The sequence below is a fragment of the Clostridium sp. MB05 genome (assembly GCF_046581255.1).
Classification (GTDB): domain Bacteria; phylum Bacillota; class Clostridia; order Clostridiales; family Clostridiaceae; genus Clostridium.
The window spans coordinates 2,976,239-2,991,352 of record NZ_CP174370.1; the positions used below are offsets into that span (position 1 = coordinate 2,976,239).

The 15,114-nt window shown below is 28.5% G+C and carries 7 protein-coding genes; 3 read left to right on the forward strand and 4 right to left on the reverse strand.

Annotated features, from left to right (window positions below; genetic code table 11):
- Positions 1-530: 530 nt before the first annotated feature.
- Positions 531-7,250: an Ig-like domain-containing protein gene (locus ACH36K_RS13970; RefSeq protein WP_411168221.1), complete on the reverse strand. Its 6,720-nt coding sequence runs from the start codon at positions 7,248-7,250 to the stop codon at positions 531-533.
- Positions 7,251-7,677: 427 nt separating this feature from the next.
- Between ACH36K_RS13970 and speD the strand changes: the two genes are divergently transcribed.
- The 3 genes from speD to ACH36K_RS13985 all read left to right on the forward strand — a co-directional run bounded on the left by speD (position 7,678) and on the right by ACH36K_RS13985 (position 10,228).
- Complete coding sequence (gene speD / locus ACH36K_RS13975) at positions 7,678-8,097, forward strand: adenosylmethionine decarboxylase (RefSeq protein WP_411168222.1); 420 nt, start codon at positions 7,678-7,680, stop codon at positions 8,095-8,097.
- A 9-nt stretch (positions 8,098-8,106) separates the two neighbouring features.
- A complete protein-coding gene (gene speE, locus ACH36K_RS13980) occupies positions 8,107-8,952 on the forward strand; it encodes a polyamine aminopropyltransferase (protein ID WP_411170709.1) in 846 nt (281 codons plus the stop codon).
- Positions 8,953-9,085: 133 nt separating this feature from the next.
- On the forward strand, positions 9,086-10,228 hold the full coding sequence (locus tag ACH36K_RS13985) for a DUF4139 domain-containing protein (protein ID WP_411168223.1): 1,143 nt from the start codon (positions 9,086-9,088) through the stop codon (positions 10,226-10,228).
- Positions 10,229-10,281: 53 nt separating this feature from the next.
- Here ACH36K_RS13985 and ACH36K_RS13990 read toward each other — a convergent pair whose 3' ends face one another.
- From ACH36K_RS13990 to nrdD, 3 genes are all read right to left on the reverse strand, one after another.
- Entirely contained in the window at positions 10,282-12,009 is a 1,728-nt protein-coding gene (locus tag ACH36K_RS13990) for a methyl-accepting chemotaxis protein (protein WP_411168224.1), read from the reverse strand.
- 185 nt (positions 12,010-12,194) lie between these two features.
- Positions 12,195-12,695 carry an anaerobic ribonucleoside-triphosphate reductase activating protein gene (gene nrdG / locus ACH36K_RS13995; protein ID WP_411168225.1) on the reverse strand — a complete coding sequence of 167 codons (501 nt, stop codon included), beginning with the start codon at positions 12,693-12,695 and terminating at the stop codon, positions 12,195-12,197.
- Between the two features lie 101 nt (positions 12,696-12,796).
- Entirely contained in the window at positions 12,797-14,917 is a 2,121-nt protein-coding gene (nrdD, locus tag ACH36K_RS14000; protein WP_411168226.1) for an anaerobic ribonucleoside-triphosphate reductase, read from the reverse strand.
- Between the last annotated feature and the right edge of the window lie 197 nt (positions 14,918-15,114).

The following is a 15,114-nucleotide window of genomic DNA, read 5'->3' on the forward strand; positions in this document are numbered from 1 at the left end:
TATGCTCCCCAACCCATTCTTATTTAAATTTGAGATGATATTATGCTACCTAATTAATTATCTTATACTAAAATTTAGAAGCGCTTCATCTCACTTTAAACAATTTTAAATAAGCACTTAGTATAAGTTTTTTATTATGTCTTCTGTTAATTAGGTCAAACTCAAAATGCGGATTTTAAATAAAGTTTTCTATACCTTTCTATAGAATCCCCCCTTGTAACTTTCACTTATTTAATTTTATCACTTAGTAAACGTTTTTTTAGTCGAATAGATTGTTATTAAATATTTTTTTTATTCCATATTTCAGCAAAATAAATTTAATTAACTTAATTTTCCATATTTTAAATAATAATTTCTTATATTTTTTTATTTAATGATACTATATATTAAATTTTTAACATTATGTTAATTAAATTAGTCACATTATTTTAAGTAAAGTCTTATGTAAAAATATTAAATAAATTAAAAAAATGGATTATGCTTTATTTAAAGCATAATCCATTTGCTTTTATTAATTACTATTTATATTTTCACTTTACAAGTTTTGATTTTTTATTAAATATGAAATATACTCCTGCACATACTAATATTAATCCAAATATTAAAGCATTTATAGGATTATTTCCTCCTGTAGCTGGTAAAGTAACTCCTTCTTTATCAGTTGATTTTTCTGCAACTATAAACTTGCTAAAGTGTGATGTTTTAAATGTTACTTCATTTCCATTTATAGTTGTTTCTAATTGTTCAAATGTCTTAGTTTCTTCATTATAATAGAATACAGCTAAGTTATCTTTATTTAATCCTTTTAAGTCCTCATCTGTTAATTTTAATGTTATAGTTGCAACTCCATCTTTAAAGTTGTGAATCTTAACTGTTTCATTACCTGTCTTAACATATAAGTTAAATTCAAATACTTTTTTAACTCCCTTTATCCTATAAGTAATAGATGAATCTTCTTTAATATTCATTTCAAAAATAATACTTGAGCCTTCTTTTAATAAATCTTTATCTATTATACTAAATGGTAATAATATAATATGCTCACCATTCTTAATTTCTAAAGATCCATTTCCAGTTTTAATAGCTTCTATATCCTTTACTTCAACTTTAATTTCATTTGATGGATTCTTTATAACTACTTCATTCTTTCCATTAGGATTTTCTACTTTTTCAACTACATTTTCTATAGGATTAGTATTTCCACTATTCTCCTTATCACTATTTACAGTGATTTCACATATAGCCTTAAAGTTTTCTTCTCTAGTTGTAACAGTTATCATTGCTTTTCCTGCTCCTACTGCTGTTATCTTTCCATTTTCATCAACCTTTGCTACTTTTTCATCGCTTGTTTCCCATGTGACATCTTTATTAGTTGCATCTGCTGGTGAAATTGTTGCCTTTAATTCTAAATTTTCATTTATATTTAATTCTGCTGAAGTTTTATCTAAGCTTACTCCTGTCACTTTTACTGCAGGTACTTCTTTGTCTTTTACAATTATTTCAGCTACTGCTTTAAAGTTTCCATCTTTAGTTGTAACTGTTATTGTAGCTTTTCCTGGTGCAACTGCTACTACCTTTCCATTTTCATCAACCTTTGCTACTTTTTCATCACTTGTTGTCCAAGTAACATCTTTATTTGTTGCATCTGCTGGTGAAATTGTTGCTTTTAATTCTAAACTTTCATTTATCTTTAATTCTTCTGAAGTTTTATCTAAGCTTACTCCTGTCACTTTTACATCATCTGGTTTTTCTCCATCTGGATCTGCTGTACAATTAATTTTCATTGTAATAGTCTTAGTTGCTTGTCCAGCTCTTCCATCATCAGTGTACCATGGTAAATCAACAGTTTCCTGTGTAGGCTCTATATGAAGTTTGAATTCATTAATTCCAGATTTTAATTTAATACCTTCTACATATACATTGCCATATTGGTCCATGGCATTTGGATATAATGTATTTATATCCTTATCATTTATTGTAAATGCAACCCCATATGGAACTTGAGCCTTTAAAGTAAATTCCTTTTCATTAGTTTCATATTCAATATTATCTCCATAAGAAATTCTTGGCATAGAAACCATCATTGGCATATCAACCCAACGAAGAACATAATCATCAACAACCATTGCATTTCCGCCTTGGTTTTTAACAGTTAACTTCATATTGGTATCTGTTGAACTATATGCCCAATTTCCATAATCCTCTGTGTCATTTGCAACACGTGTATGGCTTGTAAAGGCTTCTGTGCCCCATGATCCCCTAGTATATTTATATTGAATACTCTTACCTGCCATCATCTTAAATTTATATTCTACTATATCTCTAGATGTTGCTCCACTAGGTACAGTAAGTCTTCCACCTGCAGCATTCCATCCATTTAAATCACCAGCTATAAAAATATCATCAGTTGCTGGTGTATAATTTGGAATATGAAGTCTTACTGTTACATCTACCATAACCAATGTTGGCGTAACACTCTTTTCTTCTGAATATTCCCTATTGTAGAACTTATCATAAGATGCTACTTTATAAGTATAATTTTTATCATTGCTTACTGTAAAATCTGCAAATTCTTTTGCACTCTTATCTACTACTGCAATTTTTATAAACTCTCCATTACCGTCCTTACGATATATATCGAATCCTTCTACATCTACTCCATCTGATGCCCATTCAAGCTTTGATCTATTAGATTCTACAATTATATCATTTAATACTGGAGCTTTTGGTGCCGTATTATCTTCAGGATTCATAACAGCTTTCATTGATACTTCGCTTGACTCTGTATAAGTATCTCCTGCATTTGTTGTAGCTTTTGCAAAATAGTTATATACTCCTGCTTCTGTTGGTTCAAAAGTTGCATAATAAACTTTTGATCCATCTTCTAAATCAGATTTATATCTCAATTTAGTGCTATTTGCATTTTCTCTTAAAGTTCCATCTTTATAATACATTAATTTAGCTTCAAAATTTGGAATATCTTTTCCTTTATATTCTTCTTTATCTGTTAATCCTGGAATATATATATTTACGGTTACTTCTTCAGTTTTGTTTCCTATTCCAATAATTAAATCTTTTACTATACTTGGTGAGCTAATTGACTTAATATTAAAGGATGGTAGTGCTGTTACTGCATCACTAAACTCACTTTCGCCACCATCTTTAACCGCTGTAACATAATAATAATATCTTATTCCATCAACTACATTTTTATCAACAAATGTATTATTAACCTCTTCTCCAATTTTTTCAGCTTTTTGTCCTTCAAGATTAGTTCTATACACATTATACTTACTTGCTCCTGGTACCTTCTTCCAAGTTAAACTTACCTTTCCTTGTTCTGGAATAGCCTTAAGGTCTTGTACTTTCTCAACATTTACTATATTGTTTGTAGATACCATCATAAATCCTGTTTGTGCTGGAATTGTAATTTGAACCTTTCCATCTTTTACTGTTGATGATATATTTCCATATAGTTCATCTTTCAATATTAAGCCATCTGGTAAAAATCCAGTTACATCAGCTTCTATAGTCTTAACTTCAGTTGATTGATTTATTACTAGCAATGCACCTTTTTCTAAATTCTTTCTTGCATATACAATTACGTTATCATTTGCATATGCTGTTTGAATTTCACCTGTTGCAAATAAATCAAGATTTTCATTTCTTACTCTTGCTGCATTTTTATAAACATCAAATAACTCTGCATATCTACCTACACCTGAGAAATCACCATTTGATTCTAAAACTCTTTCCCATGGGAAAGTTCTTCTTGAATCTGGATCCTTAGTTCCTGTTACCCCAACTTCATCTCCATAATAAATAGTAGGCGCACCTGCATATCCCATTTGGAATATTGCAGTTAATGATTGTAATTTTAATGCATTGTCTGAAGCTTCTGGTGCAATTTTTGTATTTTCTTCTTCCCATGTTGGGTTATCCATTTTTGTAATATTTCTAATTGTATCATGAGAATCAACCAAATTTATCATTGCTTGCCATGCTTCTTTTGGGTAATTTTCTCTAATTACTTCTAATGCATTATTGAAGTCTGCTGAATTACCACTTAGTATATAATTTTGAAGTGCTGCTCTAAACTGATAATTCATTACTGAATCAAATTGATCTCCCAATAAGTAATGGGTTGCAACTCCCCATTCTTCTCCTAAGATAACTGGATCATCTATTACATTTCCATTAACATCTAATCTTCCTTTTGTTGACTTAACAACTTCTCTAAATTTTTGCCATGTACTTGTTGATACATCTGGAGCAACGTCTAATCTCCAACCTCCTGCTCCCATCCACATCCATTTTTGAGATGCTGCAAACTTCATTTGCTCCTCAGCCTCTTTATCACTTAAACCAGTTAAATCATGGCCAATAACATTATCTCTGTAATCTACATTATTCCATTCATGATTTCCTGGAATAGCTAAGCTATCCCCATTTTGTGGAGCTTTAGCATCCATTACTGGTAATGAATCGAATCCCCACCATCCCTCATAATTATAATGTTGATCTTTTTTATCTAACATATTACCATCTTTATCTCTTATTAGCCATTGATTTTCAATCTTAAACCAAGTTGTAAAACCAAAATCTTCTGGGTAAGAATAGTTCTTTCCTGTTAAAGGGTTCTTAATACTTTCATATTCTTTTATAACTTCCTTTTCTGCTTTCTCTTGAGATTTACCTGTGTTTACTTTATCCCATACCTTTTTCCAATACTCATATGCACCAATTTCAGGATATTTTTCGTACCTATCAAAATATATAGAGTCATCACCAACGTGATTAAACACTCCATCAGCTATCAGCTTAATCCCCTTTTCTTCAGCTGCCTTTGCAAAAGCTTGATATACTCTATCTGAAGCTGCTCTTGTTGCTTCATAATTTAACCCTGAATTAGGATCTCCATCTTTATTATATACAGGTTGTCCAGACATAGGATCTAGAGATTTATAATCAGTAGCATCATATTTATGATTAGATGCTGCCCAAGCTACAGGATTTAGATAAATTGCTGTTATACCTATAGATTTTAAGTAATCAAGTTTATCTTCTATTCCTTGAATATCTCCACCATAAAATTCATTTGTCCATATATTATCTGTTTTTGAATTTGGATAATACGGTTTATTTTCAGGTGTTGCATGTCTAGGATTTTCAGGATAATCTCTCCAGCTACCCCACACTTGTGATGAAGCTGGATCATTTTCTACTCCTCCATCATAATATTGAATTTCATATCTCTTAAGAGTTCCATCAGTTCCAATATATCCACGATATCCATCTAATAATTTTGCTCTATTATTATCTTTATTCCCATCAAAAAATCTATCTGGGAATATTTGATATACAACTGAATCCTTCATCCAATCTGGAGTTTTATAATCTTTATCGTAAACTGTTAAGTTATATGGTAATGCACCCTCTTCTACAACAGCTCCTTGCCCTCCACTTAAGCTATCATCTCCATATTCAAGCTTAGTTTTTCCATCTACTAATATAAACTTATAACCCCATACTCCAATCCCATTAAACTCTGTTTTTGAAATTATTGCTTCATAATAATCCGTTTCTCCTATTGTAGTTGCTTTTCTCATATCATAGCTTTTTGCTACTCCACTACCATCTATAAGTTCAATCTTTGCAACTTGAACATCATCTTTAGCAACTCCAATTCTTAATGTTAAATCTTCACTTTCTTCTTTTATTGCACCAAATGGTTTTTTATAAGTAATACTTCTTGAATCAAATTTAATTGCTGATTTATTTATAAGACCATCAAAATTACCTTCTGTTGCTTTATAATTATGAGTTAATTTTTTATCACCCTTATGATTAATTGTAAATACAACATCTGCTGGATCTAAAGTATTTACTACTAAATTACTTCCTTTTTCATCAGCTCCATAGTTTTCACTACTCCAATCTGATCCAAAAACCACTTTAGCTTCAAATTTTCCTGCTGGTAAATTTCTTTGTAACTTATATATACTACCATCAAAGTAGTAATCAACAAACATCTGTTTAGCTTTATCTGGAATCCATTCACCTTCCCCAAAAACTTTTTGAATATCTCCAACTAACCTTGGCCATTTATCATTACTTAATTTCGGAATATATTGTTCTAATCCATTAACTCCTGAAATATTTATTCTAGCCTGATTTAATTCTTCATTAATATAAAAATTAACTTTAGTTTTTTCAGATAAATTTATAGTAAAATTGTCTCCATTATTACTAAATCCATCCCAAGTTCCATTTTTAACAAATTTAAATTGATGCTCACCAGCTGGTAATACTGTTGAGTACTCATAAAAACCATCAACTAAATGTTTTAATTCAGTATCTGGATTATTATTTGACCATCCTTGAAATGATCCTGCTACATACCATTTATTTTTTCCGCCTGGTTGATTAATGAGTTCATCTGGAGTTATTTCTCCATTTCCTGGATTCTCTTCATTTAATGTTGGTTTAACATAATATGTTGTATCATCAGAAGCCTTATAATAAACTTCTAAATTACCATTACAATCTAAGTATGCTAAATCTATTAATTTATCATCTCCATCCTTAGATACCCATCCAGCTGTTCTAATTATGATTCCTACATTTTTATTTGATTTAGTTATATTAGTAAATGATAAATTTGATGATTTACCAAAATCATTAGAATCTGTAAATAAGCCTACTTTATCTTCAGATCCATCTATTCCTCCATCTACCCAATTCCATAGATTCCATTTATCGTAATTTCCGTCAGGTCTATTATAGTTTACTTTAATATTGATTTTTGAAAAATCCTTATATAAATCTGAGTACTCAACACTTTTTTCTTTAGGATTTTCCTTATCTATAGTTCCAGCTGTAATTATGATTTCAGTTTCACCTTTAGCTAAATCATATTTTATATCTTCATTAGCTTTAGCTTCCCATTCACCTTTTTTTACAACAAGTCCAAGTTCACCTGATTTTGGTACATCAATTACTGCATATACACCTTTATCATCCTTATGTGTAAATTCAACTGAATGCCCATTCTTTTGAGGCCACCAAGACCAAATATTCCATCCATTATAATCTCCATCTTCTTTTAAAAATCTAACTTTTACCTTTTGACTTTCGGTAGTTCCTGCTTTAACTACTTTATTAGGAATAGGTATTAATGTTAGAAAAAATAGTATAACTGTAAAGATACTTAGTTTAGCTTTGTGTTTAAGAATATTATTTACCCTCATAAAAATCCTCCCTTTTATTTAATTATCAAAGATTTCATTAACGGAAACGTTTCCATAAAACTCTATATTTAACTTAACAAAATTTAATAAGAAACACTTCTTAACCCAATTGTAAATGATTACTAGAATTTTTTCTATACATTTTATTTTTTTTGGATATTAATACAAAATAATAAAATATAAACTATATATTTAAGGCTAATATAATACGAAGTTATATTATACTTAGTGTTTCTTTATACAAAAAATACTTATTGACAACATTTCTCCTCACTGCTAGAATAATATAGTTAGTATAGTTTAACTTCGAGTTTACTATTACTAAACTTTTGTGCGATTTTAGGAGGTTTCATGAGTGAAGCATTTTTGTTAGTTAAATACTTATCTGTTGGATAGAATCAAATTTTAAATTTATGGAGGGATTTTTATGAAAATTGAACAACTAGGAAGACATATTTTAGTGGAATACTATAACTGTGATAAGGATATCTTAAAAGATCATTCTATTATTGAGGAGCATATGAAAGAAGCTGCTATTGTTTCTAATGCAACAATAGTTACTAGCTGTTTCCACAAATTTAATCCCTGGGGAGTAAGCGGTGCTGTTATAATCCAGGAATCTCATCTTACAATTCATACATGGCCTGAATATGGTTATGCATCTGTAGATCTATTTACTTGTGGTGATACTGTTAACCCTTGGCTTGCTTTTAAATATCTTGAAGATGCATTAAAAGCTGATAGAAGTGAATCTACTGAAGTTGCAAGAGGTTTAGTCGACAAAGTTAAAACTTTTTCTAATGGTGCATACGATAATATTCAAGTAAAACATAAAATGGAGGTGTAGGATATGGATATGGAATTATGGTACACAGAAAATCAAACCCAAAATGTAAATTTTTCTATGAAAGTTAAAAATCACTTGTACTCACATCAAAGTCCATTTCAAAAAATAGACGTTTTAGATACTTATGAATTTGGAAGAGTACTTGTAATTGACAACTGGACAATGGTTACAGAAAAAGATGAATTTATCTACCATGAAATGATAACTCATGTAGCTATGGCTACTAATAAAAATATAAAAAATGTATTAGTTATAGGTGCTGGTGATGGTGGCACTGTTAGAGAATTAACTAGATATGAAACTATTGAAAATATAGATATGGTTGAAATAGATGAAGCTGTAGTTATAGCTTCAAAAGAACACTTACCATTTACTTCAAATAAATTAGATGATAAAAGAGTTAATTTATTTTTTGAAGATGGAATAAAATTTGTAAAGGGAAAAGAAAATTTATATGATTTAATTATAGTAGATTCAACTGATCCAATTGGACCTGGAGAAGGTTTATTTACTACAGAATTTTATAAAGATTGCTTTAATGCTTTAACATCAAAAGGAATCTTAATAAATCAATGTGAAAGCCCTTATTATCCACATAATGCAAGAGAAATGAAAAGATCCTTTAGTAAATTAAAAGGAATCTTTAATATTTGTGAAGCATATCAATATCACATGCCTACATATGCTTCTGGTCATTGGATGTTCTGCTTTGCATCTAAAGAATTACATCCTATAAAAGACTTTGATGCTAATAGTTGGAGTGCTTTAGGGTTATCAACTAAATATTATAATACTGATTTACATGTAGGTGCTTTTATGCTTCCTAACTATGTAAAAGAATTATTAAATAAATAACCAAAATAATCCATAAGGTAATATAAACCTTATGGATTATTTTAGTTATGTCTATTTATATACTAAATATATTCACCTTATAATATTCATTATACTAATATACTAATATAATCAATTATTATAAGGGGTTTTAATGTATATAAAGTCTACAAACTTACAAAATAAAAATCTTTCAATAACAGTTTATAATAATGTAGCACTTATAAATGAAACAAGAGAAGTTCTTAAAAGTAAAATAGATCCTTCTTCTTATGTTACTATTGAGTATTTTGATATAAGTAAATTTATAAACGAGACATCTGTTGTTGTTATAGGTATGAATGATATTTTAATGAACTTTAACTATCTTTGTTGTAACAGTAAAAAAAATCTTGATATATTGCCTTGCAATAGTTGTGAAAATTTAATACCTAATTCAATTTTGATTCAAGGTGATGGTATTAAGTCAAGAGAAATAACCACATATTATTTAACTGATAACATTAAGTGGTATAGTAGCTATGTAATAATCCTAGAGGAAGAAGTATTATCAATTCACTCATGGTTTAACTTAATAAATAAATCTGGTATAGACTATGACAATGTAACTTTAAAATTTGTTGCAGGAGATGTTAACTTAGATTATAAAAGTTTAGTTCTTCATGATAAATCTATTAAATCTACAGAATTGCAAAGCTACACTACTCCAATTGAAGAAATGTCTGATTATTATATTTACACAGTTCCTAATAAATATAAACTTACTAATAATACACTAAAAAGAATAAAAAATTTTTCTAGTGAAAATGTAAAGTACAATAAACTTTATGATTTCGGATACAATAATGTAAATGCTAATATTATAATTAAATTTCAAAATACAACTGATAATAATTTAGGCTTTCCTCTGCCTTCTGGTAGTATAAACACTTATACTGGTTATGACGGTAATTTTGAATTTTTAGGTGGAAGCTCTATAAAAGATATTGCTAAGGATAGGGAGGTTTCCTTTATTATTGGAAATGCCTTTGATGTTACTTCTCAAAGAAATGTAATAAACTATCAAAAATATAAAGATTATATCTTTAAAGAAGTACAATATATACTTACTAATACAAAACAAGAAGCTATTAATATAAAAATATGTGAACCAATTTTTTCTCCTTGGCAAATGGATTTTTCTACTGATAATTATGATAAAGATAAGAATGGCAACCCTTGTTTCCAAACGGTAATGCAACCTAACTCAAAAAAGGAAATATTATTTAGCTACAAATATGATATTAATCCAACGTAATTAAAAAGGATAATATGAAAATAAATTTATTTTTCATATTATCCTTTTTAATACTATTCTCTTATCTTAAATATATCTATAGATTTTTTCAAATTTTCAGAGCTTTCTTTTGCTGTATTTGAATTTATCATGGTTTTATCTGACTTGTTACTAGCTTCTACAATTTTATTACTAATACTAGTTATTCCTTTACTTCCCTCTATTGTAGCTTTAGAAACTCCATTCATTATATCTGAAATCTCCTTAATAGATAACAATAAGTCGCTTGAAATTTTATTGAATTCCTTTACAATATTATCTATTAACACTCCATCTTTTCCATATGTTTCTGTAACTGCTATCATATTAGAAAATTCTTTTTGTAAATCTTCATCCATAAAATTAATTAAGTTATTTGAACTGTCTATAAGAGTATTTACCGCATTTGAAATATCCATGCCTGTTTCTTTTATTTTTATTACAGAATCCTTTGATGCTTCTGCTAGCTTTCTTATTTCTTCTGCTACAACTGCAAATCCTCTCCCGGCTTCCCCTGCTCTAGCTGCTTCTATTGATGCATTTAAAGCTAAAAGATTTGTTTGTTCAGTTATTTCTATAATAATCTCTGACAACTGGTATATCTTATTAATTACTTTTGTTTGCTCAATTGCTTTTCTTAATATATCTTTAGATTCACCTAAAATATTGTTTGTGTTTTCAAGTCCTAAGCTAACAAAACTCTTATTATCTAAAGCTCTTTTACTTATTTCACTCGCTATTTTAGAACCATCATTTGCTTTATTTGCAATTAACTCTGCTGACTTCTCTATATTTTGTATAGAATGTCCTACTTCTTGAGTTGAAGCTGACGTTTCTTCCATTACTGCTGTTATTTCTTCTGAAGTAGCAGCCATATTTTCTAATCCTGTATTTAAATCATATATATTATTGTTTATGTTTACAATTGAAACTTCTGTATTTTTAGATTCTAGTTTTACACTACTTATTAAATTACTTAAGGATTCCTGAATTGTACTTATATACTTTAATATAACACCAAGCTCATCTTTCCTATTTAAAATTTTATTATCTATTTTCCTTGAAAAATCACCTTTTGAAATTATTTCCATTTCATTTACAGCTATTTTAAGAGGTTTAACTATATTTCTTGTTATAATAGCCGCTGCTATTATTCCTATTAAAAGTACTGATATTATACTTATAATTAATAATACTATAAGTTTTTGTACAGCTTCTTGATTTTCAGTTTTTATACTTTCCGCTAAGGTATTACTATAGTTTGCTAATTTGTTTAACTGATATCTAAAGCCTTCTCCAAAATTTAATTCTATTTCCTCAAACTTCTTCTTGGCTTCAGAAGCATTACCTGACATAGCTAAATCAATAATCTTTTTTTGCTCTTCTCTATATGGTTTTATTTTATCTTCTAATCCTATTATTGCTTTACTTGAATATTCATCAATATCTATATTTTTATAATTGCTAAAGTTTTTATCAAAGTTTTCTTGACTTTTTATAATTTCATCATACTCTTCTTGTTGAAAAGCTTTATTGTCAGTATTTAAAATTATTTTGTATATACTTGATTCGATACTTCTCTCTTCATTTATGCTATTACTTAGGCTTATTACTGAAGAAAAATTTTCATTATACATCTTTTGCATTCTTTCATCTGCCTTATTAATTTGGAATATTCCAATCCCACCTATAATAAGCATCATAATAGTTAGAGTTGTTGTTAATATAAATATTTTAACTCTAACTTTTAAATTTTTAACCATAGCTCCACCTCACCCATATTGTAAATTTAATACAATTTAATTATCCATTATAGCGTGTTTTTAGTCAAAATATTCTTTATATATTGTCAAAATTTTATAATAATTATCAATATATTATATAAAAATAGACATTTAGTAAAATTATCTTTATTAAACTAAATGCCCTTTATTATTTAATAAGAAATTTAAAGTTCTATTTCTATTACTTTATTATTCTTAAGACTCTGCAAAACATCTATTACTCTTTGGTTACTTGATCCTCTATATCTTAAAGATATATCCCTTTTATCTATTTCAAATCTACCATCTACTATAATATCAACTAGAGATAAAATTTCTCTTCTATTATTATCTTTTATTATATCTTCGTATAAATATCCTGACCATAGCCAAATACTCTTCCCAGTTTCTTCTTTTATTCTCTTTAGTAAATTAATTAAATCTCTATCATGGATTTGATCCATAGGTTCTCCACCTAATATATTTACCCCTTTTACATTAGGATCTTTTATATATTCTATAAACTCATTTTCTACTTCTTTTGTCCACTTATTACCGTAATTAAAATTCTGTAATTCTTTATTAAAACAACCCTCGCAATTATTAGTACATCCGCTTACAAACAAAGTTGTTCTTATGTTAGGTCCATTGCTAACATCAAATTTTCTTATTTTAGCATAATTCATTCTAGCATCCCCTTAAACCTAAAAACTAGTTTAATTTTTCCCCCTAAAATAAATAACATATTTATAAATACGCTTTTTTACTTTAGGGGGATCATTATTAATTATAAATGAAGAACTCTGTCTCCAATTTCAGCAGTTCTGCCCTTATTCCAGAAATTAGTTCCTATATATCCACAAGTTCTTCTCATTACTTGCATTTCAGCTTCATCTTTATTTCCACAAGATGGACAATGCCACTTTAAATTATCATCTAGTTTTATTTCACCTGTGTATCCGCACTTATAGCATACATCAGGCTTCGTATTTATTTCTGCATATTGAATATTATGATATATAAAGCTAATTATCTGTTCTATAGCATCTAAGTTTTTACTCATATCAGGAACTTCAATATAAGAAATACACCCACCTAAACTTATATTATGGAATTGAGATTCAAATTTTAATTTACTAAATGCATCAATTTCTTCACATACATGAACATGATAAGAATTAGTATAATATAACTTATCTGTTACATTTGGAATCATACCAAATTTACTTCTATCTAATCTACAAAATCTATATATTAAATTTTCTGCTGGTGTTCCATATAAACTAAAACCTAAGCCAGTTTCTTTTTTCCACTTTTGGCAAGCATTATTCATATGATTCATTACATCTAATGCAAACTTTTCTCCTTCTTTTGTTGTATGACTTTCTCCAAGCATAGCTTGTGCCATTTCATATATACCTACATAACCTAATGATAATGTAGAATATCCATCTTTAAGTAATTTATCAATATTCTCTTCTTTTTCTAATCTTGCTATTGCACCATGTTGCCAATGAATTGGAGATACATCTGAGGAAGTTCCAAGAAGCATATTATGTCTAGTTAAAAGTGCTTCTTTACAAAGCTCTAATCTTTGATTTAGCATATCCCAAAATAATTCCATATCTCCATCTGCTATTATTCCAATTTGAGGTAAATTTAAACTAATTACACCCTGATTAAATCTACCATACCACTTATAATTACCTTCTTCATCTTTCCATGGGCTTAAATGTGATCTACATCCCATTGGTGGGAAAGTATTTCCTTCATAATTCATTCTCATAATTTTAGCTGATTGATAGTCTGGAACAAGTCTTCTTGCTGTACATTTTGCAGCTAATTTAGTTATATAATCGTATTTTCCACCTTCTAGGCAATTATGTTCATCAAGTAAATAAACAAGCTTTGGGAAGGCTTCTCCTATTTCTTGACCTTTATAATTCTTCATTCCTTCTAATCTTTGCTTTATCATTTCTTCACAAATTAAAGCCATTTCTTCTTCGTATTCATTACCTTCTTCAATCTCTAGATAAATTGTACTAAAAGGAGCCTGTCCATTTGTTGTTTGTAAGGTAGATAATTGATATCTTATGGTTTGAACACCATCTCTTAACTCTTTAAGCTTCATATCTTTAGCTAACTCTCTTGCAAGCTCTTCATTATTATATTTTTCTAAATACATTTTATATGTTTTTTCTTCAGTAACTCTTAAAAATTTAGCAAGATGCTTTATTGTTATACTTTGACCCCCAAATTGATTACTCGCAACTTGAGCCATTATTTGAGTAGTAACAGTACATGCTGTGCTAAAAGATTTTGGTGTTTCTACTAATTTATCATTTATAACTGTACCGTTATTTAACATATCTTCTAAATTAATTAAACAACAATTAAAAATATTAGAAAGAGTATAGTCCATATCATGCCAGTGTATTATTCCTTCATCATGCGCTTGAACAATATGAGTTGGTATAAGTCTTCTTCTTGATATATCTTTTGAAACTTCACCTGCAATTAAATCTCTTTGCGTCGCTGCTATAACTGAATTTTTATTTGAGTTTTCCTTTATAACATCTTCATTTGTTTTATTTAAAAGACTTAATATACTTTCATCTGTTGTATTTGTATTTCTTTTAAATTCTTGTACTGCTCTATATCCTTCGTATGACTTAGCCGTTACGATTTGTCCATAATGAACTAATCTATCATAAACATAAGACTCTATTTTATGTATAGTTGGGGTATCTCCTTGCTTGCTAAAATATTTTTCAGCATCACTAGCTATAAGCTTTGCTATATCAGCTAAGTAAATACCACTTCCATTCTTCATTGCTTTAGAAATAGCATCCCTTATTTTCCCCTTGTCGAACTCAACTATACTTCCATCTCTTTTAATAACTTTCATTTAACAAATCTACTCCCCTTAAAAGTTCTAAAAACTCAATATTTTATCTTTTCTTAATCGCTCATTTTTTAATTATACAATAAAATATTTTTAATTGCATTTTTATAAGTTCTCATTTTTTTAAACAATCATCATTAAATTACATGTATCTTAATTTATTCTTGTTTTATGGCTATGGTTAATATAATTTATTTCAA